The sequence below is a fragment of the Collinsella sp. AM13-34 genome, assembly GCF_003473055.1.
Lineage (GTDB): Bacteria > Actinomycetota > Coriobacteriia > Coriobacteriales > Coriobacteriaceae > Collinsella.
Genome location: NZ_QRLE01000003.1, coordinates 80,567 through 103,173, shown reverse-complemented (window position 1 = coordinate 103,173; position 22,607 = coordinate 80,567). Strand labels below are relative to the sequence as shown.

At 58.2% G+C, this 22,607-nt stretch carries 23 protein-coding genes; 15 read left to right on the top strand and 8 right to left on the bottom strand.

The features are described 5' to 3' along the window. Positions 1–18 precede the first annotated feature (18 nt). A complete protein-coding gene (gene map / locus DW151_RS01825) occupies positions 19–906 on the bottom strand; it encodes a type I methionyl aminopeptidase (protein ID WP_055286839.1) in 888 nt (295 codons plus the stop codon). A gap of 92 nt (positions 907–998) precedes the next feature. Continuing rightward, positions 999–1,775, bottom strand: coding sequence for a radical SAM protein (locus DW151_RS01820; protein WP_117637636.1), 777 nt, complete (start codon positions 1,773–1,775; stop codon positions 999–1,001). A 225-nt stretch (positions 1,776–2,000) separates the two neighbouring features. Here DW151_RS01820 and DW151_RS01815 point away from each other — a divergent pair, with 225 nt between their 5' ends. The 8 genes from DW151_RS01815 (at position 2,001) to DW151_RS01780 (ending at position 8,929) form a co-directional block, all read left to right on the top strand. Continuing rightward, a complete protein-coding gene (locus tag DW151_RS01815; RefSeq protein ID WP_118334158.1) occupies positions 2,001–2,798 on the top strand; it encodes an alpha/beta fold hydrolase in 798 nt (265 codons plus the stop codon). A gap of 211 nt (positions 2,799–3,009) precedes the next feature. Further along, positions 3,010–4,890, top strand: coding sequence for a diguanylate cyclase (locus DW151_RS01810; protein WP_118334156.1), 1,881 nt, complete (start codon positions 3,010–3,012; stop codon positions 4,888–4,890). 24 nt (positions 4,891–4,914) lie between these two features. Continuing rightward, positions 4,915–5,271 (top strand): Hpt domain-containing protein, encoded by a 357-nt coding sequence (locus DW151_RS01805; protein WP_199408668.1) that lies wholly within the window; start codon positions 4,915–4,917, stop codon positions 5,269–5,271. Positions 5,272–5,522: 251 nt separating this feature from the next. Further along, the gene (locus DW151_RS01800) at positions 5,523–6,062 is read left to right on the top strand and encodes a hypothetical protein (protein WP_147351746.1); all 540 of its coding nucleotides are present in this window, start codon (positions 5,523–5,525) and stop codon (positions 6,060–6,062) included. An 8-nt stretch (positions 6,063–6,070) separates the two neighbouring features. Next, on the top strand, positions 6,071–6,400 hold the full coding sequence (locus DW151_RS01795) for a helix-turn-helix transcriptional regulator (protein WP_118334153.1): 330 nt from the start codon (positions 6,071–6,073) through the stop codon (positions 6,398–6,400). Between the two features lie 144 nt (positions 6,401–6,544). Beyond that, positions 6,545–7,306: an ABC transporter ATP-binding protein gene (locus DW151_RS01790; protein ID WP_118334151.1), complete on the top strand. Its 762-nt coding sequence runs from the start codon at positions 6,545–6,547 to the stop codon at positions 7,304–7,306. Beyond that, positions 7,303–8,127: a hypothetical protein gene (locus DW151_RS01785; RefSeq protein WP_117584142.1), complete on the top strand. Its 825-nt coding sequence runs from the start codon at positions 7,303–7,305 to the stop codon at positions 8,125–8,127. Before DW151_RS01790 ends, DW151_RS01785 begins: the two co-directional genes overlap by 4 nt. Further along, entirely contained in the window at positions 8,111–8,929 is an 819-nt protein-coding gene (locus tag DW151_RS01780; RefSeq protein ID WP_117629930.1) for a hypothetical protein, read from the top strand. The genes DW151_RS01785 and DW151_RS01780 overlap by 17 nt, the downstream gene beginning before the upstream one ends. Before the next feature lie 109 nt (positions 8,930–9,038). Here DW151_RS01780 and DW151_RS01775 read toward each other — a convergent pair whose 3' ends face one another. From DW151_RS01775 to DW151_RS01750, 6 genes are all read right to left on the bottom strand, one after another. Continuing rightward, positions 9,039–9,848 (bottom strand): gamma-glutamyl-gamma-aminobutyrate hydrolase family protein, encoded by an 810-nt coding sequence (locus DW151_RS01775; RefSeq protein ID WP_118334150.1) that lies wholly within the window; start codon positions 9,846–9,848, stop codon positions 9,039–9,041. 87 nt (positions 9,849–9,935) lie between these two features. After that, a complete protein-coding gene (locus DW151_RS01770; protein WP_118334148.1) occupies positions 9,936–10,700 on the bottom strand; it encodes an amino acid ABC transporter ATP-binding protein in 765 nt (254 codons plus the stop codon). A 37-nt stretch (positions 10,701–10,737) separates the two neighbouring features. Then, complete coding sequence (locus DW151_RS01765; RefSeq protein WP_117629933.1) at positions 10,738–11,571, bottom strand: amino acid ABC transporter permease; 834 nt, start codon at positions 11,569–11,571, stop codon at positions 10,738–10,740. Continuing rightward, on the bottom strand, positions 11,568–12,227 hold the full coding sequence (locus tag DW151_RS01760; RefSeq protein ID WP_022094657.1) for an amino acid ABC transporter permease: 660 nt from the start codon (positions 12,225–12,227) through the stop codon (positions 11,568–11,570). The genes DW151_RS01765 and DW151_RS01760 overlap by 4 nt, the downstream gene beginning before the upstream one ends. A gap of 138 nt (positions 12,228–12,365) precedes the next feature. After that, complete coding sequence (locus DW151_RS01755; RefSeq protein ID WP_118334147.1) at positions 12,366–13,361, bottom strand: glutamate ABC transporter substrate-binding protein; 996 nt, start codon at positions 13,359–13,361, stop codon at positions 12,366–12,368. A gap of 456 nt (positions 13,362–13,817) precedes the next feature. Beyond that, positions 13,818–15,599, bottom strand: coding sequence for a 1-deoxy-D-xylulose-5-phosphate synthase (locus DW151_RS01750; RefSeq protein WP_117584136.1), 1,782 nt, complete (start codon positions 15,597–15,599; stop codon positions 13,818–13,820). A gap of 228 nt (positions 15,600–15,827) precedes the next feature. Between DW151_RS01750 and DW151_RS01745 the strand changes: the two genes are divergently transcribed. The 7 genes from DW151_RS01745 (at position 15,828) to DW151_RS01715 (ending at position 22,508) form a co-directional block, all read left to right on the top strand. Further along, a complete protein-coding gene (locus tag DW151_RS01745) occupies positions 15,828–16,385 on the top strand; it encodes an HD domain-containing protein (RefSeq protein ID WP_117584135.1) in 558 nt (185 codons plus the stop codon). Between the two features lie 3 nt (positions 16,386–16,388). Then, a complete protein-coding gene (locus tag DW151_RS01740) occupies positions 16,389–17,408 on the top strand; it encodes a putative ABC transporter permease (RefSeq protein WP_233543286.1) in 1,020 nt (339 codons plus the stop codon). 198 nt (positions 17,409–17,606) lie between these two features. Next, positions 17,607–18,884, top strand: a complete 1,278-nt coding sequence (locus tag DW151_RS01735) for an ammonium transporter (RefSeq protein ID WP_118334145.1) — start codon at positions 17,607–17,609, stop codon at positions 18,882–18,884. 212 nt (positions 18,885–19,096) lie between these two features. Further along, complete coding sequence (locus DW151_RS01730) at positions 19,097–19,435, top strand: P-II family nitrogen regulator (RefSeq protein WP_099432138.1); 339 nt, start codon at positions 19,097–19,099, stop codon at positions 19,433–19,435. 74 nt (positions 19,436–19,509) lie between these two features. Beyond that, positions 19,510–20,172: a TetR/AcrR family transcriptional regulator gene (locus tag DW151_RS01725; protein WP_158571637.1), complete on the top strand. Its 663-nt coding sequence runs from the start codon at positions 19,510–19,512 to the stop codon at positions 20,170–20,172. Positions 20,173–20,272: 100 nt separating this feature from the next. Then, positions 20,273–21,535 (top strand): MFS transporter, encoded by a 1,263-nt coding sequence (locus DW151_RS01720; RefSeq protein WP_118334142.1) that lies wholly within the window; start codon positions 20,273–20,275, stop codon positions 21,533–21,535. 109 nt (positions 21,536–21,644) lie between these two features. Next, a complete protein-coding gene (locus DW151_RS01715; protein ID WP_369832571.1) occupies positions 21,645–22,508 on the top strand; it encodes an HAD-IIB family hydrolase in 864 nt (287 codons plus the stop codon). Positions 22,509–22,607: the final 99 nt, after the last annotated feature.

Below are 22,607 nucleotides of genomic sequence, written 5' to 3'. Positions count from 1 at the left end.
AGCCCGGCGCATCCACGGCTACCAGCTGAGCAGTTCGTAGCCGTCCTCGGTCACCACGAGCTGTACCTCGCACTGGGCCGAATCGCTGCCGTCCTTGGTGCGCACGCACCAGCCGTCGCCCTTGCTAATCTTGATGTCGGGCGCTCCGGCATTGACCATAGGCTCGATGGTAAAGACCATGCCCGGGGCCATGATGGTATCCACATCGGGCGCCTCGGTGGTAAAGCCCACAAATGGGTCTTCGTGGAACTCCTTACCGATGCCGTGTCCGCCGTACTCGCGCACCACGCTAAAACCGGCGTCCTCGACGGTCTTTTGCACGGCCTCGGCCATAACGGACAGTGGCAGCCATGGCTTGACGGCCGCCAGACCCGCTTCCACGCTGGCGCGGGTGACATCGACCAGGCGCTGGCGCTCGGCCGAGACCTCGCCGATGCAGAACATGCGGCTCGAGTCGCTAAAGTAGCCGTCTAGGATCGTGGAACAGTCCACGTTGATGATGTCGCCCTCGTGCAGCACGTCCGTATCGCAGGGAATGCCGTGGCAGACCACATCATTGATCGAGGTGCACACGCTCTTGGGGTAGCCCTCGTAGTTGAGGTCGGCCGGCGTGCCACCGTGCTCGACGGTGTAGTCGTAGATCATCTGGTCGATCTGGTTGGTGGTCATGCCTGCGGCGATATGCTCGCCCACATAATCGAGCACGCCCACGTTGATGGCTGCCGAGCGCTTGATGCCCTCGATATCGGCGGGAGTCTTGTAGAGCGTGCGAGGCAGAACCTCCCAGCCTTCTTCCCACAAGCGCTCGAGGCGCTCATCAAAGGCGCTATGGCATTTCTTGTATTTCTTGCCGCTGCCGCACCAGCAAGCGTCGTTGCGGCCGGGCACGGGTCCTTTGTCATACATGGCTAACTTCCTTTCATCCGCAGCTAGTATAGCCCACCCGCAGACCAGCTCATTTGGGATGGGGCTAATTTAGCTGCTGGCGGGCGGCCGCGCTAGTAGCTCACCTGGCAGGGAATACCGAGGGCGCGCACGCGCGCGGCAATGGCGTCGAGCACCTCGGGCGCTGCTTTGGCAAGGCCGGCGACTGGTGTCTCGCGCGCGACCGTGTAGATGGTCGCCTCCTGCGGACGAATGCGCTCGAGCGCCGCGAGCCAAGGGCCGACGTACTCCTCGCCGGTGTTATCGAGAGACTTGCCCCGGTACTCACCGCTCAAAAACATCGTCTGGATAATGACATGACCGTTAAAGCCTGCGAACGTCTCGATCTGGTGCTCGACGTCATAGGGGCCAACGGGCTGGTCGAGCAGCTGGATAAACGCCGGGTCGACGGTATCGAGCTTAAGAATGTTGTCGTCGACCATCATGAGCGCATCGTGCACAGCGGGCTGGTCGGCGCGCGTGCCGTTGGAAAGCACGGCAATCTTGGTGTTGGGGGCTAGCTGATCGCGCAGCGCGACGGCGCCGGCGATGGCCTGTGGAAACTCCGGTGCGGCGGTGGGCTCGCCGTTGCCTGCGAAGGTGATTACATCGGGGGGCTCGCCCTCGGCTGCCATCTCGCGCAGCTTTGCCTCGAGCGCTTCGAGTACCACGGCAGCCGTGTTATACGGCTCATGGCAGGGGCGCTCGGCGTTGAGGCCGTTCTCGCAGTAGATGCAGTCGAACGTGCAGATTTTGCCGCTGGCCGGCATCATGTTGACGCCGAGCGAGAGACCAAGGCGACGGCTGCGAACGGGTCCAAAGATGGGGCTGGCATTCAAAAATGTAGACATAGGCATATGCTCCTCAAGACTATTGCGCCTAAGCATAGCATCGGCTCCAAAGCGAGGTGTGGGCTCTTGCTTTACAAGTTTCGTTTTTTCACGTCGCTCATGATGCCGTGCCATGAAAAGCCTCGGGTCGGGTACAGTTAATCTGTTAACAAGTCGTAAGGCAATGCGGGACCATTCAGCCGTACTGACGTGCAATTGGATGGGCATTGATGATGGGGGCACAACATGGATTTTACGGTCGAGAATGCGGGCACCACGATTGCCTGTCGCGAATATGCCGGCCCGGATGTGTCGCCTGATACTCCTGCCTTGGTGTGCGTGCACGGCGCTTGTGTTGACGGCACATTTTTCGACGGCATCGCTTGTGAGCTCAGCCGCAACTACCGCGTAATTGCCTACGACCGCCGCGGCTGTGGTGGCAGCAGCGAAGCGGCAGACGGCAGCTATGATCTTGCCGCTCAGGCCGCCGACCTGCAGGCCGTGATCGAACACGTTGGCGCTCCGACAAATGTGCTTGCGCACAGCGCCGGTACGTTGGTGGCGCTGGAGCTTCTTCGCACTGAACCCCATCTCGTCGCCCGTGCGATTCTGCATGAGCCGGCTGTGTCGGCCGAAGGCGTCGGCATGGGCGCAGCCCCGGTTTTGCTCGATATGATTGCGGCTGGAAAGGTTTCAAGGGCGCTCCGGCTTTTCTTGGGAGCCCTCGGCGACTTGGATCCCGAGGCTCCTGGGACGACCGAAGCGGAAGCCAAACATGCCCTGCGCAATGGTCGTTGCTTCATGGCCAATGAATACGGGATTACTATGACCTGCGTTCCCGATTGGGATAGCGTTCGCGCGTCAAAAACGGTGGCCGCCGTGCTCCTGGGCGAGCTCTCGATTGGCACGCCCCGCGAGGCTGGCACGCGAGCGGCTGCCGAATATCTCGATTGCCCTCTCGTGACGATCCCGGGCGCGCATAACGGTCTGCGCGATCGCCCGGCAGCGGCTGCCCGGGCTGTCCGTGGCATCCTGGGGCTCTAACACCCGCAATGGCCAAAGCAGGCTTCACCCGCAAACGTTTCGGCCGTGTTAACAAATGTGCTCAAAACCTCACGTCTGCGACTTCAATCGCGCCGTCTGCCAGGTCATAAAAATGTAACAGCATTCACGTGCTTACCTGCATCGGCAAGGTGTTACCCTTGTAACATTTGGAACCCACCGCTACCATGCGAAACTATCGAAAGGGCCCCATATGCTCAATAATCACGAGGTCAATCTAACCGACGAGGAGGCTGCCGCCGAGGTCGCCCGTGTCGCGAAGACCTACCCCGTGGTGCGTTTGCTGTCGGCCGATCAGATTAAGAGCGAGCCTAACTGCCTGCTCGCCGGCGATCGGTGTCCTTGTCTGCGTCTGTCAAGTCTTGAGGCCTTGACAGATTCCGATGAGGTGTCGGAGCAACTGCTCAACGATGGCGTTGAGTACCGCGCTCATCTGCGCCCTCTGAAGGTCGAGGGCGAGCCTCACGTCCTGCTGATGGTGCGTCCGATCGATGAGCAAGAGGCTGCAGAAGAGGACCTTGTCTACACCGACGTGCTGACGAGCGTGCATAATCGCCGATATTACGAGGAAAAGCTCCGCAACGCCCGCATGAATGCCGGCGTTGCGATGATCGACCTTGATGATTTTAGGGTCTTCAACGATACGTGTGGCCGTCATGCCGGCGACCTTGCGCTCGGTGCTGTGGCGACAGCCATGCGCAGCAGAATCCGTTCGACTGACGAGCTTGTGCGCTATGGCTGCGACAAGTTTGTGGTTGTCATGTCCAATATTCCCTCCGATGACTTCACCCGTCGCCTGCATCAGGTGTCCGATGCCGTTCGTTCCACGATTATTCCGGGCCATGAGTACGTGAGCTTGACGGCATGTGTTGGTGGCGTTCGCATTCATGGCGAGACGGTCGATGAGGGCGTTGGCCGCGCTGTCCAGTTACTGAGCCGCGCTAAGGCAAAAGCCGGTACGGTCGTGACCGATGCCGATTCCATCGAGGCCTTCCAAAGCGAAAAGCCTTTGGTGCTTATTGTCGATGACTCCGAGATGAACCGAGTCATTCTCAATGAGATGCTCAAGGACGAGTATTGTGTCCTCGAGGCCGATAACGGTCGTGCGGCGCTCGACATGGTCGACCGCTATGGCGATGAGTTGTCGCTCGTGCTGCTGGACATTATCATGCCGGGCATAAGCGGCTTTGAGGTGCTGGCCGATCTGTCACGCCGATCGGGCATCGACAATCTGCCTGTCATCATGATTTCGAGCGAAGATTCCGATGATATGGTTCTGCGCGCGTACGAGCTGGGCGCCTCAGACTATATCAACCGCCCGTTTGACTCCCGTATCGTGCGCCGCCGCGTAAACAACACCATCCGCCTGTACGCCAAACAGCGCCGCCTGACGAGCCTGCTGTCCCAGCAGTACAACGAGCGCGTCAAGAACAGTCGCATGCTCATCGACATCATGGCCGGCGTCATGGAGCTTCGCAACGGCGAGAGCGGCAGGCACGTTACGAACATCGAGAAGCTGACCGAGCTGCTGCTTGGCTGTCTGGTCCAGCGTAGCGGCACGGTCTCCCTCGACAATGAGGAACGCTCTACGATCGCCCTGGCTTCGGCGCTGCACGATATCGGCAAGATGTCGATTGACGATGCGATTCTCAACAAGCCCGGACGCCTTACGTCCGAGGAGTTCGAGATTATGAAGACGCATACCACGATCGGCGCCGACATGCTGCTTGAGCTGGGTAGCCATCACGCCGGCAATGCGCTTATGGAATATGCGTACCAGATTGCGCGTTGGCATCACGAGCGCTGGGACGGCAAGGGTTATCCCGATGGCCTTAAGGGCGACGAAATTCCCATCGCCGCGCAGGTGGTTTCGGTGGCTGACGTGTACGATGCCCTGACGAGCGTGCGCGTGTACAAGGACGCTATCCCGCACGAGGAAGCGATCAAGATGATCCTGGACGGTAAGTGCGGTACCTTTAACCCGCTGCTGCTCGACTGCCTGCTCGAGGTACAAGATCGTATTGCCGAAACATTGGCGCGCCCTGCCGACGTCGTCGCGTTTCCCACGATTTAGTTTGACCAAAGGAGTTTTTGATTCATGATTTCCATGCGTGAGGCGTATGAGAAGATCGGCGCTAATTATGATGACGCGTGCGCTCGGCTGATGGGTGAGGAAATGCTTGCCCGCTTTGCCCTCAAGTTTTTGGATGACGAGAGCATGGACAAGCTGGAGGCTGCCATGGCGGCAGGAGACGCCGAGAGTGCGTTTATGGCGGCGCATACGCTCAAAGGCGTGAGCCAGAACCTGGGATTCGATAATCTGTACGAGCCGGCGGTCGTGGTGACCGAAGCGCTGCGTGGTGCCGATGCCGTTGATGGTGCCCGCGAGGGAATGCATGCGCTGCAGCAGCAATATGCGGCTACGATGTCGGCCCTGCGCGAGGCGGCTGAATAGAAGCTTGCAAGCTTTGATGACTATGAGCGTGGATAATCTCCCGTTTTAGGCCCGGTGGCGGCCTCAAAGTGGGAGATTATCCACGCTCGTTCGATACGTGTCCAAAAATCCACGCTCACCCCTTCTGATTAGTGAATGGCCTATGCGCACTGGCGGGGCTTTCCTCATGCAATCCATATCGTTGTTCGATAAACTGTTCGAATAACGATAGAGCCGATGAGGGTGAGTGTATGTCCAACAGCGTTCAGCGTATGGCCAAGGCGGGCGAAAATATCAGGAAGCTTGGTTTTTGCATGGCAGCCGTTTTTGCAGGGATGCTCGTTGCTTTTGCCGCGTTGGTTGTTTACGTGATCTGGTATGCGGTTGCAAACGGTGCTTCTGTTGATTCTTTCGGTGTCGTGACGCTTCTCAATGGCGGGTGCATCGTTATCCCAAGCGGACTGTGCCTGGCACTCGTCGTGGGTATTTCGCTTGTCGTTTTGTGCGGGATCAGCCGTAACATCTCGCGGGGCGTCTCGCCCTTTACCAAGACGCATGTACGGCTTATCCGTGTTCTCGCGCTTGCCTTTGCTGCTAACGCCGCGGTTTCGCTTGTTGGTGCCTATGGATCGGTCAATCTCACCATTGGCGGACTGGAGCTTTACATCGTGCCTCATTCCTTCGTTATTGAGATTTGCCAAGGCATTGCCTTTGATGCGGGGTCGCTTATCGGCGCGGTTGTCTGTTTGTTTATCTCGGCGATCTGGAGTTATGCCTCGCTGCTCCAGGAGCAGTCTGACGAGCTTGTGTAGGAGGAAGCATGAGCTATCTCATTATCGAGCTTGAGACGCAGCTGCTTAAGACCGGAAAGACCAGTTCTGATCTGATTCGGGCGACGGGGCATACTCCGGCTAATATTTCAAAGCTTAGAAACGGAAAGATAAAAGCTATTCGCCTAAAGACGCTCCTCGATATCTGTGATGAGCTTGATTGTCAACCGGGAGATATTATTCAGCGCGTGAGTGAGAAAGAGCTTGAGGAGCTTATTGTTGAGCGTGCAAAAAACGTTGTGAGGCAGATGCGGGACGGCGGAGGCAATGAGGCGTCGCTTCCGACATCAGTCTTTGCTGTCGATTTGAGCGACGAGTAGCTTAAGGCGAACAACTAAAACGAAATATCAGCGTGAAGGGACCCGTGTCTAACACGGGTTCTTTCTTTTAGATTATCTTGACAAATATGAGTTATCGAAAAACAATAATAACTATGGAAAACGATAAAGTAAAGAAGGAACGATATGAGCGGTTTTGCTATCAAGCGGAACGGGAGGCCAATGAACGCATCAACGATAAGGCTATCAAGGGTGTCAAAGCGCTATGGGAGGCGCCGCGTTTTGCATGACGTTTCCTTCGAGGTACATCAGTCTGAGCTCTGCGCCCTTGTTGGTGCAAACGGGGCGGGCAAAAGCACGCTTATTAAAATCGTATTGGGCCTCTGTGAGCCATCGTCGGGGAGCGTGGAGCTCTTTGGAGGCAAGTCGAAAAAAGAGCTGAGCCTGATGCGGACGCGTGTCGGCTATGTGCCAGATTCCTGCGGAGCATACCAATCCCTCAGTGCGGCTGAGAATCTTCGGATCCGATGTGCGGAATGGGGGCTCGATGAGAAACGTGAGGTTCCTCGTGTCTTGGGCCTAGTCGGGCTGGACGTCGATGAGAAAAAGAGCGTGAGCAGTTTTTCTCTGGGAATGAAACGGCGACTGGATATAGCTACGGCTTTATTGGGCGACACCGACGTACTAATTTTCGATGAGCCGGCAAATGGATTGGATCCGTTGGGCATCGAGAGTATATGGGCCCTTATCGGTCGATTGAATCGGGAGCAGGGTAAGACCATGCTTATCTCTAGCCACGACTTGGATGAGCTGGCATCGGTTGCAACAAGCTGCCTGTTTCTTCATGACGGTGAACTGCTGAAAAAGGAATCGATGGACGTCATAAGGGATGAGGCGCCATCCCTAAAAGAGTATTACAGGCGCTTGATGAAGGCGGTCTCGCTATGAAGCGGGCGATCCATCCCATAAAGGCAGATATGATGCGTTTGCACAGGATATTTCCGGCGAAGTTTGGTCTTGCGCTTATGCTGGCGTTCGGCCTTCTCTTCGGCATCTTTCTAAAAAACGGAACAACGTTGCTCGCCTTTGGCTATGGCGTTTGTGGGGAGGATATTGGTTTCCTCTGGAATGCAATCGATCCTTCTGCGCCTGATGAGTCCCTTGCGCGCAGCGCTTTTGCCGGTACATCCCTGTTCGTTCCACTCATCGTTTGTTTGGTGCTTTTACAGGAGCATGGCTATAAAGAGGGGCACCGAATTTCTTCGGCAAGAGGTCTCAACCGCTTTTATGGGGCTCTAGCCCATGCATTTTCGTCTGCTTTAATAATTGGCGCAGCGTATAGCGCGCTTTGCCTTCTTCTTTTTGCAATAGCCATAATACGTGGAGGGCATAACTACTCGCACAACATACTAACTGTATTTTTGCCTGCAATGATAGTCAACGCCGTATTGGTGATATCGGTTGCGCTGGAGACGGTGACCATCTATCGGATAACGGGCAGCGCTGTATTGAGCGGGGCCGTGGTGATAGTTGGATTTGTCATGAGCTTGACGCTCTACGGAGCCTTCCTTCAGGCACCTATACCATCCTTGCGATGGATCTTCTTCCTTCCGGGGCCGTACCTTGGAGTCGGATGTGCCCTTGGGTATAGCGATATGGGGCAGCTGACGCTTCTGGGATATGGCGTGGCAGCCAGCTGTCTATCGGTATTGATTTACGCTCTCTTGAGCTTTCGCGCTGGGGGTGTGCTCAATGGCTCGTCAGATTAAAAGACTTCTCCAGTCAGAATTGAAGCATGTGAGCAAATGGGCGTACGCCTTAATCCTGGTAATTTATGCGTACATGGTGATATTGCAGCTTAATTCTTTCCCGATGTGGTTCTGTAGCCTCCGTGAGAACAGTTTCTTGGGTTTTTTTCCAGACCCGACGCTTCGGCTATCGGCGGAGGATGTCCTTCTATTTGGCAATGCAGAGGTTTTTCGCGGTCTGCTGTTCAACGTAGCCCCGTTGGCCCATGCATTGTTCTTTCCATTCATCGCGGCTTGCATTGTGCCGCGCTTTGTCAGTTCGGGCTTTGTCGAGGAACCGTGGGGGTTGTCGGAGGCTCGGGGAGGAAAGCGTGTGTGCGCTATCGTTGCGCGAGTGGTGCTATCTTCTTTTGCCCTTTTGGGCGCGTTTGTCCTGTCGAGTGTCGTTTTGTACTGTCTTAACTGCGCAATCGTTTCGGATGCTCAGCAGTATTTCAACCTGCATGTATTTTGCTATCGACTTGTTCTTGCTGCCGCTGCCTGCCTTGCATACGTGGTTTCTTGCGTAATCGTTGTTTCCTATTTTGGGTCCGGCTTCGGTCCGATTGGCATGCTGTTGCTTGTCAACGTCGTAGCGATCTACATACAGATCGGGGCCAATTCCATGCTTCCGCTTCCAGCCTCGATGCTCATGTGGATTTGCGGCGTGACCCCGTTGGGGAATGGTCAATGCATCTCGATTTTAATTGACTGCCTCATAAACGTAGCAAGCGTTTTTATCATTTGCTTTACTGTCGACCGATTGCGGTCGAGATTTCTCTGATTGTTTGTGAGGGATAATCATACCGAGCATATCAAATACAGGGGGGCGGGCACCGTAGCTGGTGTCCGCCCCCCCGGCTTAGGAGGCTTTAACCTGAGTGGTTCGCGAGCTAGCGGGCCTGCTTTACCTTTGCCGCCGCCTCGACAAACGACTTCCACAGGTTAAAGTCGGTTTCGAGCGTCTTCCACGTGTACTCGGGATGCCATTGCACGCCTAGACAGAATGGTTGGCCTTCGACCTCGATGCACTCGGGAATACCGTCGGTTGCCTTGGCGACCAAGCGCGTGCTTTTACCCAGACGATCGACGCAGCAGTGATGTGCTGAGTTGGTCTGGATCAGTCTGTGGCCGCCAAGCGCGCGGTCGAGCAGCGAGCCCGGCACGACCTCGACGGGATGCACGGGGTCGTTGAGCACGTGGGTATGGCGCCACTGCGTGCGGCCCTCGCGAGCGCCCAGGCTCGGCACGTCCATGCACAGGGTGCCGCCAGTGGCGACGTTGAGCAACTGCGTGCCGCGGCAGGTGGTAAAGAGCGGCTTTTTGGCGCGGAGCACCTCGCCGACCAGCTTAAACTCAAAGCAATCGCGGATCTCGCAGCAGAGGGTGGGGTCGTAGGGTCGATCATCGCCCCAGCGTTTGGGGTTGACATCCGGGCCGCCGGGAATAGCGATACCGTCGGCGATATCGACGTAATGACGGATGACCTCAATGTCCTCGGTGATGGACATCTGCAGCGGCAGGCCGCCGGCGGCAAGGATGGCATCGACAAAGACGCTGGCAATCTCCTCGTTGGGGGAGAGCGTCTCGCTTAAAAACGGCTTTGCCTCTTCCCAACGCGGCGCGACGAGGATGAGTGGGCGGTCGGCGGGGGCGACGTCGACATGTGGGGTGTAGGGCGATGAAGTGCGAGTTCCGATCATAGGTGTTGCTTTCGAATCTAAAGGTGACAGGGCGCATGAGAGACGTGGGACAACACTTCCGATGGATTTGTCCCACGGGGTGGCTGGTTAGTGGCCCTTGATGGAGTTGAGGAAGTCCTGGGCGCGCTTGGTCTGGGGATGGTCGAAGAACTCATCGGGCGTGCCGGTTTCCACGATCTGGCCATCGGCCATAAACACGACACGGTCGGCCACGCGGCGGGCAAAGTTCATCTCGTGCGTAATGACGATCATCGTCATGCCCTGCTGCGCCAAGCGCACCATGACCTCGAGCACCTCATTGATCATCTCGGGGTCAAGGGCACTCGTGGGCTCATCGAAGAGCATGGCCTTGGGCTGCATGGCAAGAGAACGGGCGATGGCCACGCGCTGCTGCTGGCCGCCCGAAAGCTGTGCGGGTACCTTGTCGGCCTGCTCGGCCACGCCCACGCGGCTCAGCAGGTCCATGGCGCGCTCACGAGCCTCCTCCTTGGACACGCCCAGCACATCGACCGGTCCCAGCATGACGTTCTGCAGTACCGTCATATGTGCAAACAGGTTGAACTGTTGGAACACCATGCCCAGCTCGGCACGCATGCGGGCAAGGTCTTTGCCTTCCTGCGGCAAGGGCTCGCCCACGATGAGGATCTCGCCCGAGTCGATGGTTTCCAGGCGATTGATGGTGCGGCACATGGTCGACTTGCCCGAGCCCGAGGGGCCGATCACCACGACGACTTCGCCGCGGTCGACCGAGAGATTGATGTCGTTGAGAACGTGCAGGTCGCCGTAGTGCTTATCGACGTGCCTGAGCTCGATCAGCGGCTGATTGCCGGTGGAAGAGGTGCTCTGTGCCATGGTGCTCGGCTCCTTATGACTCGAAATGGTAAAAGCGTTAGCGGATGATCGTCGCGCCGGTCTTGTGCGAAACGTAGACAGCGGCCTTGTTGATCGCGACGTTGATGAGGATGTAGATGACCGCGATAACCAGGTAGACCGACACGAGGGCGTCGTAGTTGGTAATGAGCACGCGGGCATTTTGCATGAGGTCGGGGTAGCTCACCACATAGGCGACGGTGGTGTCTTTGACTACGACCACGAGCTGCGAAATCAACGACGGAATGATAAACCGAATCGCCTGGGGCAATACGATTTTAAAGGTGATTTTGGCCTTGGAGAGACCGAGCGCCTGGGCTGCCTCGACCTGACCACGCGGCACGGCGTTGACGCCGGCGCGGAAGATCTCGGCAAGTACGCCGGCTGCAGCGAGCGCGACGGGAAGCGTGAGCATCCAAAACGACGGCAGTGAAATCTTGTACTGAGGCAGCACCAAAAAGAAGAAGTAGATGAACAGCAGGCTCGGCACGCCACGGAAGAAATCGGTGAGCACGCGGCAGACCAGCTGCAGCGGCTTGATGTCGCTGGTACGGCCGAGCATGAGGGCTAAGCCCAGTACCAGCGCGATGGCGCCGGCGGTGAGCGCGACCTTAACCGTGCCCTCAAAACCGGCAAGCAGGAACTTCCAGGTGGTGAGGTGCGTAAAGAAGTACCAGTAATGGACCGAAAGCTGGCCGGTCACATAAAAGCGCTGCAGTACCAGAGCGATGAGCGCGGCCACGGCAACAAGTGAGATGGCGGTGCCGACGCGAATCTTGGCGCGCATCTTGGGGCCGGGAGCCTCGTAGAGCGCATCGCGCATGGTGAGCGCAGAGGTGGAGTGCTTGCTCATCGGAGGATCCTCACCTTCTTATCGATATAGTTGCCAATGTGGCTCACCACAAAGGCCGTGCCCAGGTAGCCGAGCGCCGAGATGAAGAACGCGGCGACGCCGCCGAGCGAGCGCGTGTTGATGTAGCTCACCACGCCGGTGAGCTCCTGCGGTTTAAGCGGCACCTGACTGCCGAGCGCGGTGGTGAGCATGACGGCGATAAAGAGGTTGGTCATGGGCAGCACGCTCGAGCGCAGCGCCTGCGGAATCACGATCTTGGCGAGGATACGGCTGAAGCTCATGCCCAGCGAGCGGGCGGCTTCCACCTGGCCGACACCGACGGTGTTGATGCCGCTCATAAAGTTCTCGGAGCCAAAGGCAGAACCCAAGAGCACTGTGGCGACGATGACGCAGGTGCGGTAGGGCAGGACGACCTTGAGCGGCGGCAGCGCGTAGACGACGATAATGAGCAGCGCGATGCCGGGGATGTTACGGAAGACCTGGACATACAGGTCGCCAAAGACGCGCAGCGGCTTGAGCGGCGACACGCGCATCACGGTGACGGCGACGGCCAGCACCATGGCGATGGCAAACGACTCAAGCGTCATGCCCCAGGTTGCTAGCAGCGCGTCGATATAGTTCTGGCCATAGAGCGACCAGAGCTCGGAGAGACTCATGCGGACCTCCCGCCGGTAAGGAAAGGGGCTCCCGTGTGTACGGAAGCCCCGACAACTCAGTGAGGAAACAGTTTAGCGCAATAAAGCACATCGTGCGTTTCCGTATGGTTTCGTAGCGGCCGTTACTAGGCTCGCTGCCTAGGCGCCGATCTCGGGCAGCTCGGGAACATTGGTGTCGCCCGTACGGTCACCGATGCAAATCTGCCACAGCTCGGTCCAGGTGCCGTCATCCTCGATCTTCTTGAGGAAGTCGTTGACAAAGGCGACACCGTCGGAATCGAGCGGCAGGCCGATGCCGTAGGGCTCCTTGCTGCCGAAGGGCTTGCCGGCGATCTTGTACTTACCGGGCTCGCGGACCAGGGCGCTCTGCTGCATGTTGTTATCGATGACGTAGGCGTCAACGCGTCCCTGCTGAAGTGCCTGGCGGGCCTCCTCGTCGGTCTTGAACTCCTGCTGGCTGGCCTTGGGAGCGAACTCCTCCAGGATGGCGGGGCCGTTGGAGCCGGACTGGACGGCGACGTTCTTATCGGCCAGGTCGTCGACGCCCTTGATGGCGTTGTTATCGGCGAGCACCAGGATAGCCTGCTGGGTGTAGTAGTAGGGGCCGGCGAAGGAGACGAGCTTCTTGCGCTCGTCAGTGATGGTGTAGGTGGCAAAGACAGCGTCGACCTGGCCGTTCTGCAGGACGGACTCGCGCGTGTCCGAGGTCACCTGGGTGATCTCGACCTTGTTCTCGCCCAGAATGTAGTTGGACAGAAGCTGCGCGATGCCGGCATCGAAGCCACGGGTCTGACCGTCTTTCTCGTTGAGGAGGGAGAAGAGCGTGGAGGTCTGAACGCCACCGATCTTAAAGACGCCGGCGTCCTTGACGGCCGTGGCCCAGGTGCTGGCGGCGATGACATCGTCATCGGCCTTGGGGCCGTTGTCGACGAGCTTGTCGAATGCCTTGGCGTCGAGCGTGGTGGAAGCCTCGGTATCTTCGGAGCTCTTGGAGGAGCCAGCGGCGGAACCCTTGTCAGCCTCGGCGCTGGTGTCAGAGCAGCCGGCAAGACCAAGGCCGGCGACGGTTGCGAAGGTGGCGGCGACAAAGCCGCGGCGGTCGAGAACGACCTGCTGGGAGAGGTTCTTGCTCATGGTAGAACACCTTTCTCAATAAAATCCCTAGCGGTTGAGTAGAGTTATACCCCATCCCGCTCAAATGGGTCAACACGAAATAACTCAGAAACATACTTACCTTATGGGTTATTCTACCTACCAAAAAGGGACAGGCACCTTTGTGGTGGTTCTGGCCGATGCAGCGGCATGCCTTGCTGTTTTGTCTCGATCTGTAACATCTGCAGCCATTTTTTCCGAGTAACTGTTACAGATTGAGATTTTCTCTTCAGGGGGATTCGAATGTCTCGATCTGTAACAGTTAGGCGGACAAAAGCTCCCTTTCTGTTACAGATTGAGACAAAGGTCAGGGGCAAAGACGGTTTGTCTAGATCTGTAACAGTTAGACGGGAATTCGGGCCCTAGATGTTACAGATTGAGATAATCGCGCCGCGAAAATAAAAACCTCCGCAGGGGTGCTTCCCTTGCGGAGGTTTTTTACTCGTTAAGTAGCCTAACGGCTTCGGCGGCCATGTTCTCGGCCGTCATGCCGTTCTGAGCGAGCAACTCGTTGGGGTCGTAGCGGTCGGGGAAGCCCTTGGCGATGCCAAAGGTGCGCGTGCGCACGGGCGTGCAGGCCAAGTAGCACGCGACGCGCTCGCCCCAGCCGCCGTCCAAGATGCCGTCTTCGAGGGTGACGACAACGCGATGCTTGGCGGCAAGGCTGTCGAGGAACTCGCGGTCGAGCTCGGTTGCATAGCGCGGGTTGACGAGCGTGGCCTCGATGCCGTACTCGGCAGTCAGACGGTTTGCCACGCGCTCGCCCAGCTCAAAGAAATCGCCAAGCGCGAGCACGGCCACGTCGCGACCCTGGCACACCACGTTGTAACGAACGGCGCCGTAATCGGCGTCCTCGGCAGGCGCAAGATCGGGGCGGCTTACCAAGCCAATGCCCGGCACGCGAATCGCCACGGGATGCTCGCGGTGGTCGAGCGACCAGCTCAGCATGGATAGGTATTCCTCCATGCAGGAAGGCGCCAGGTAACGCATATTGGGGAGAGCGCCCAGCATAGAAATATCAAAGAACGAAAGATGCGTCTCGGATGTGGTGCCAAAGATCGATGCGCCAAACACCAGGATGGTTGCGGGGACATCGTTGAGGCACAGGTCGTGCCACAGCTCGTCGTAGGCGCGCTGCAAAAACGTGCCGTACACACCAAAGACTGGCTTGGCACCCGAGCGCGCAAGCGCGGTGGCAAAGGTCACGGCGTGCTCCTCGGCAATGCCCACATCGACGAACTGTTTGCCGGCGGCGGCGCGAAGCTCGGGTGTAAAGCCCATGATGTAGGGCGTGGCGGCCGTGATGCCCACGACCTGCGGATCGTGCTCGATGGCGGCGCTGAGCGCCTCGCCCGTAATGTCGGCATAGGTGCGCGGCGCAGGCTCGCTCGGATGGCCCGGGCAGAGCTTGCGCCCAGTCGCCATGTCAAACGGACCCACATGATGCCAGCGCTCGGGGTCGCTCTGGGCTGGCTCAAAGCCCTTGCCCTTTGCGGTGGAGACGTGCAGCACGATGGGATGATCGATATCGCGCAGCTCCTGCAGCGTGTCGACCAGGGCCAACACATCGTTGCCGGTGTCCAGATAGCAGTAGTCGAGCCCCATCGCGCGGAAAACGTTGCGCTCACAGGTGCCGTTGCTGGCGCGTAGCTCGGCCAGATTGCGATACAGGCCACCGTGGTTTTCGGCGATGGACTGGTCGTTATCGTTGACGATGATGATCAGGTTGCTGTCGAGCTCGGCGGCATTGTTAAAGCCCTCAAACGCCAGACCGCCCGAAAGCGAACCGTCGCCAATGATGGTGATGACGTTGTACGCATCGCCCGCCAGGTCACGAGCGTGCGCCAAGCCGCAGCCCAGGCTCACCGACGTGGAGGTGTGGCCCATGGCGAACAGGTCGTGCTCGGACTCGTCAGGATTGGCAAAACCAGAGGCCTCGCCGTAGCGTGCCGGGTCGATATAAGTGTACGCGCGCCCAGTCAGCGCCTTGTGGGCGTAGGTCTGGTGCGAAACATCAAAGACAATCTTGTCGATGGGGGAGTTAAACACGCGATGGAGCGCAACCGTAAGCTCAACGACGCCCAGGTTGGGGGCAACGTGCCCGCCGACGGCGGCGGAGCTTTCGAGGATGGCGTGGCGGATCTCGCCGCAGAGCAGCGGAAGCTCGGCGCGATCGAGAGCCTTGACGTCCTCGGGCGTTGTCGTTTGCGTAAGCAGCATCGTTGTGGGTTACTCCATGCGAATCGTGCGCCGGCACTCCCTCGGCCGGCACAATTGCACAAGACAGTCTCGCACATTTTGGCGTTTGATATGTGACGGCGGCGCGGTAATTCGCCAACTGGTGGGGCAAAACGTTTTGTCCGATGCCATACTGGTAAATTCGATGATGATTTTATTCATTGCGCGCAGGCCGCGGCTTGCCGCCGAGCGCCGCCGGAAGGAGGCCGCATGTCCGATACCGTTCGTGCCGAGAAAATCGCGCGCGAGGTCGACGATGCCGCCCGTCAGCTTGCCCAGGCGGGCCGCTTGGACCTGATGCATGAGTTTATCCAACATGGCGATGTGACGGTCTATACGCATGTGACCTCGGTAGCGCGGGCAAGTCTGTCCTTTGCCGAGCGCCTGGGCCGCGTCGGTATCTCCGTCGACCGCTTATCGCTGCTGCGCGGGGCCCTGCTGCACGATTACTTTCTCTATGACTGGCACGATCCCGACCCAAGCCATCGACTGCATGGCTTTCGTCACCCGTTTTTTGCCTTGGCGCGTGCGGAGGAAGATTTTGAGCTGACGCCGCGCGAGCGGAATATTATCGTACGGCATATGTTTCCGCTGGTACCGGTGCCGCCGACGTGTCGTGAGGCATGGATTGTGTGCCTGGCGGATAAATGGTGCGCACTGCGCGAGACGATTGCCGGCCGTCTGCCGCGCAAAGGCGGCGCGAACGATTTGAACGAGGGCCCGAGTGACGGCTCGAGCAAAGAATCGAACGAAAAGAGGAGTGGGTAGACGGTGGGAACCACGATCGACATGGCATTTGACGGCGCGACGCTTGCCGCCTGTCCGCTCTCGGCGCTGGTACTCTCGTTTGCCTTCTACGGTTTTTGCGGCTGGGTATGGGAGTCGACAGTCTGCGCCATGCTCAACCACGGACGCTTTGCCAACAGCGGCTTTTTGCTAGGGCCGTGTTGTCCCATCTACGGTGCGGGCGGCATTGCGTGCTGGTTGCTGCTGCGTGGAATCCCAGACGCCTCGAGCCAGTTTGTCGCTGCCGCGCTCGTATGCAGCGTGATCGAATATAGCGTGGGCGTGCTGTTGGAAAAAACGACGGGTGCCCGGTTTTGGGATTACTCGCATCTGCCGTTTAACCTGCACGGACGCATCTGCCTGTACTGGGCCTGCGCGTTTGGCTTGGGTGCGTTGTGTATTTGCCGTTTAGTGGAGCCGGCATTGCTGGGGCTGCTTGGCCATCTGCCGGTGCTAATCGTGCGCTTGGCCGCCTTTATCGTCGCGGTCGCGATGATGGTCGATGCGGTGTGCTCGTTGGCGAGCTGGCGGCGTCTGTCCGATCAGCTTGAGCGTGTGCGTGCCGACCTTGCCGACCGCATCAATGAGTCGCTTGCCGACGCCTCCGACTCTATGCTCGAACGTATTCCCGATTCGGCGATTGACTCGGTGGCGCAGACGCATATCCGCGGTCGCGCCGTTAACGCTTGGCTGGCCGAGCTGGGCGACGCGGCGCTCGATGCCCTGCGCGAGAAGACTTCGATGCCGACGTTTATCTCGGATGGTGCTCGCGGCCTGGCGCTCGCTGCCCGCCGCGTGGCCGATGCCGCGCCGAGTATGCCGCGTCCGTCGCTCGGTCGTCGCCTTGCCGGCAAGCGCATGAGCCGCCCGGTACCGAGCGTGTCACTCAGCCGCCGCGACCTACGCTTCTTTAACGCCTTCCCGCGTCTGCGCATCAATCGTTACGAGGGTGTCATTCGAGCTACCGACCTCCGCGACCGAGCCCGCGAGCTGTTCCGGCGCTAGCCAGAGCGGAGCCAAGCGCGCCCTTCTCGTTCGCACGTTTCCCGTTCGTTTCGCGTCCGTTGCCGCGCCGTTTCCAAGATTGCGGTGCCGTTTCCATTCGACAACGCAGCGTTTAACAACGCCGTATCTGGTCTACACCAGTTGCCCCTCGGCCGCATCATGAGCGCCGACAACGTTCATGCGACCAAGGGGGAGCGAATGTACGATACGGGATCGACAACGTTTATGCTCATCTGCACCATGCTCGTGTTTTTAATGACACCGGGTCTGGCGTTTTTCTATGGCGGCCTGTCCAGGCGCAAAAATGTCATCAACACCATGCTTATGTGCTTTGGCGCCATTGGCCTGGTTGGTGTGCTGTGGATTGTTGCCGGCTGGTCGCTGGCCTACGGTGGCGACGGTTCTAGCCCGTTTATTGGCGGCTTTGACCAGTTGCTGTGCCTGCCGGTGCTCAACCAGGTGCTGCAGGCGGCCGAGGGCAATGCTGCGGATGGTGCCGTCTACCCTCAGATCATCAACATCGCCTTCCAGATGGCGTTTGCCATGATCACCGCCGCTATCGTTACGGGCAGTCTGGCAGGCCGCGTTAAGTTTGGTGCCATGACGGCCTTCCTGGGCATTTGGCTGCTCGTGGTCTATGCGCCGCTCGCCCACATGGTTTGGGGCGGCGATGGTTCCTTTATCGGCGACATCATCGGCGCGCTCGACTTTGCCGGCGGCGACGTGGTACACATTTCGTCCGGTCTCACGGGCCTGATTCTCTGCTTAATGCTCGGCCGTCGTCGCGGCTTTGGCATGGTGAGCTACCGTCCGCATAACGTGCCGTTTGTGGCGCTGGGCGCCGGTCTACTTTGGTTTGGTTGGTTTGGCTTTAACGGCGGCAGCGAGTTTAAGGCCGACGCCGTGGCGGCACTCGCCATCCTCAACACCGTGACGGCCAGCGCGGCGGGCATGGTCTCGTGGCTTGTCGTCGAGCGCGTGCACACCGGTCGTCCCACGCTGGTGGGTGCTAGCACCGGTTTGGTTGCGGGCCTTGTGGTGGTTACGCCGGGTGCGGGCTTTGTCGAGCCGTGGGCGGCGCTGGTCATGGGCCTGATCGTATCGCCCGTCTGCTATCTGGCCATCAGCCATCTCAAGACCAAGTTTGGCTACGACGACGCGCTCGACGCGTTTGGCTGCCACGGCATTGGCGGCATCTTGGGCGGCGTGCTCACGGGCCTGTTCTGTGTGCCGGAGCTTTCGTGGACCGGTAAGGGTGGCCTGTTCTACACGGGCGACGTGTCGCTGCTCATCTCGCAGATTTTAGGCATTGTGGTGACGGTCGCTATTGTGCTGGTGCTCGATTTGTTGATCGCCGCGGTGGTCAAGGCGCTGTTCCACGGTAGCCTGCGCGTGGACGAGGCCGACGAGGCACTGGGCTTGGATGCGAGTCAGCACGGCGAGAGCGCATATCCTTCTTTCTCCGGACTCGATTAGCAGCTTCCCCAAGCACCGCACCTTGCCGTTCAATCGTCGCTCACGTACTTAAGTACGCTTCGCTCCTCTTTCACGGCAATCTGCGGCACTTGGTAAACCTGCTAAGACCAGTCAGTTGAACTTATTGATCTCTGAGGTTGGTTTGCGGCACCTGGAAAACCCGTGCCATGTGAAGGACAATTCATTTCTTTTATTGAAGAGAGGAATTCACTATGAAGAAAATTACGGCTATCGTGCGCCAGGAGAAGCTTGAGGTTCTCAAAGATGCGCTGTTTGCTGCTGATGTTCGCGGCATGACTATCAACCAGGTGCAGGGCTGCGGCGCACAGCATGGCTGGAAGGAATACGTGCGCGGCAACGAACTGCTCGTCAATACCATCCCCAAGGTGCAGTTCACCCTCATCTGCGCTGATGAGCACGTTGACGGAATTGTCGACATCATCTGCAATGCCGCCCGCACCGGCGCCGTCGGCGACGGCAAGATCTGGGTCGAGCCGGTCGAGGAAGTCATCCGCATTCGCACCGGCGAACATGGCCCCGCCGCGGTGTAGAATCGACCGTCTGCCATCCGCAACGTTAAAATGCTGCAATGAGGCACAAGGCTTGCGTTGCGGATGGGCGGATTATGGGTCGCAATAAATATCCCGAGGAGACGGTCGCGAAGATTCTCGACGCGGCACTGGAGCTATTCTGCGCACAGGGTTATGAGGGGACGAGTATTCAAGATATCGTTGACCGTCTCGACGGCATGACCAAGGGCGCTGTCTATCATCATTTCAAGAGCAAAGAAGAGATTTTCAACGCCGCGTTTGATCGGGCGATGACTCCGATTGTTGAGCACCGCCGCTCGATGCTTGGCGTCGGTAATATGACCGGAGCCCAAAAGCTCGAGCGACTGTACGCTCCCGAGTCCGTTGTTCCACAAATTGAGCTATGGGCACGTATGCGTCCTGCAGCAGATCCGGTAAAAAGCTCGCGCCTACTGGCGATGCAGTACCAGGGCTCATTTGACGAGTCGGCCGATGGCTGTCTCTTGCCAGTGATCGAGGAGGGCATCGCCGACGGCTCCATTGCGTGCGAATGCCCGCGCGAAGCGGCGGAGGCCGTATCGTTGTTGGCGAATCTTTGGCTGCTGCCATTGTTCCGTCCGCTCGAGCCCAAGGAGCGAATGCTCGCTCGCGCACAATGTTTGGCGCAGATGGCTGCCGCGGTGGGGCTCGATTTGGGTAATGAAGTGCTTCAGACAACGGCGCAGATTTGGGACGTATGGGACCGCGCCGGGTGGTAATATAGATACCAACGGTATGTAATTGATTTGTGAGGGTAGCCACGGCTGCCCTTTTCAAGTCATTAAATACATACTAGTGGTATGTATAGGGGGTGGGCTTATGGCTGGGCTGAGAGACGTCGGTGTCTCGTTGAAATCAAAAACAGTGCGGTCAATCAGGCTCGCGGAACTTCTGGTTGCGCAGCTGTGCACGTATTCGATGCTGTCGGCGCTGTGCTTTGCGTATCCACTTTACTTGTTCGATCGCAGTGGATCGTCAACGTTATATGGCGTCGTCGCGGCGATAGCGTTCATACCCGGCGTACTTGCAACTCCGGTTGGCGGAATCTTGGCGGATAGGGGAAGACATCGCGAGGTCCTCGTGTCCCTCGGCATTGCTCTGATGACTGCATCACTGCTGTCTATCCCCATGAAGCACTCATTGCCTCTTGCGGTCGTCGTAGTAGCGATACTTTGTGTTCAATATGGTTCTCAATCGCTGCTGAAGCCAATGCTCCAAATTGAGACGGTGCGCATGGCGGGTGAAGAGAAGGCTGAGCGGGCCACTGCATTGGTTTCGCAGATGACCATGGTGAGCAATATCTTGGGCCCTGTGGTCGGGACGGCAGTCTATGGGTACTTTGGCATCGATGCTCTTTGCACAACCGCGTCGGTGGCGTTTGCGATTTCAGCTCTCTTGTTTGGGGGCGCGCTCAAGCAAAATGCCTCATTTGAAACGATGGGAGACGGCGCGACTCGTACGACATGCCGAAACGATTTTCGGGAGTCGATTCGGTATCTGTTGCAAAATGCATTATTGGTCGCTGTGATTTTGCTTGCGGCAGTTTTGAACCTTGCGTTGGTTGGGCTAATGATTGGCGCTCCCATTATTGTTACAAAGCATCTCGGCATGCAATCGTCCTGCGTTGGGATAGTTGAGGTTGCTCTGGGCTTGGGTGGTCTTGCCGGCAGTGGCTTGGTCGGCATTTGGCCGCATCGTTTTTCTTTCAATGGCATATGTCGATATGTTGCGATGATCTGTTTTGGAGTCGCACCGATCATTGTCACGCTACTGTTCGGCGCAGATGCATGCATGCTCACCGTGTTTGTGGTTGGTTCGGCATGGGTCATGGTGTGGGCGAGCATTGCGTCGGTTGAAATCATCGCGTTTGTTCAGCGGGCAGCGCCGACTGAGCTCTGCGGAAAAGTGCTTTCGGTCGTTTACATGGTCCTTTCCTGCGCAATACCTATCGGCCAATTGACGTACGGGGTTGCATATGATCGATGGACACCGGCGATTGTATTCGCAGCCATGTTGGCGGTGCTGACGTTGACGACGGCTCTGTTTTATCGGCTGAAAAATCGATTGCGGCGATTGTCTTAACGCGCTGGGGCACCGTGAATTTGTGAAGGCGGTGGTACGCCGCGCCGGGACGGCATTGTTTGGACATGCCTCTCCTTCGTCTACAATATCGGGCAGACGAAGGAGAGGCATGTCCATGATCAAGATGTTCGCGAGTGACTTAGACGGAACGCTGCTGAACGCCCTGCACGAGGCGGATGGGACCATCCGCCGCGCCATTCGCGAGCTGACTGAGGCTGGCCTGCACGTGGTTCCCGCGACTGGACGCTCGACGTTGCCGATCGGCGAGCATGGCTTTACGGGCTTGGCGCTTGACGCCTGCTGCTCCAATGGATCCATCGTGCGCGACAGCCATGGCGAGGTGCTCAAGACTTGGACCATCGATCCGCAGGTCACTGAGGAACTGCTCAAGGCGTTCCCGGACATTTGCTTTGATTGTTCCACGCCCGATGGCATGTACTCGAGCGGTTCGTTCGAGATGCATCAGGCGGGCTTTAAAAAGGACAGTCCCATCAAGCGCATCGTGATGCGCGGCATGCGTGCGCGCGGCGGGTATCACGAGGAGCAGTATTTCGACCAGTCGATCGGTGACATCCTGCGCCACGATGTATGCAAGATCAATTGTCGCGTGACCTCGCCCGAGCTGGAGCGCGACCTTAAGGCGTATCTTGCCGAGCGCTCGGACCGTGTGGTCAACGCGCCGTTCGATCCGGTGATGTTCGAGATCACGGACGTGGCGTGTAACAAGGGCGAGAGTGTGGCCTGGCTGGCGGGCTACTACGGCATTGCCGAGGACGAGGTCGCGGTTTATGGCGACGGCGGAAACGACATCGCCATGCTCAAGCGTTTCCGCCACAGCTACGCGACCAAAAACGCTAGCGATGCAGCCAAGGTCGCCGCGAGCGCAACTATCGGCAGCTGCATGGTCCACGCCGTCCCCAAACACATGCTCGCCACCATGCATAAGCAGAGCTCCCGCACCATCATCGAATAATGTGACAAAGGGACTGCCCCCTCGTCACATTCCAAATATTGCCTTTACGTGTTGATGCACACGGTGTGCAATAATACTCGCACTGTGCAATAGCGCACA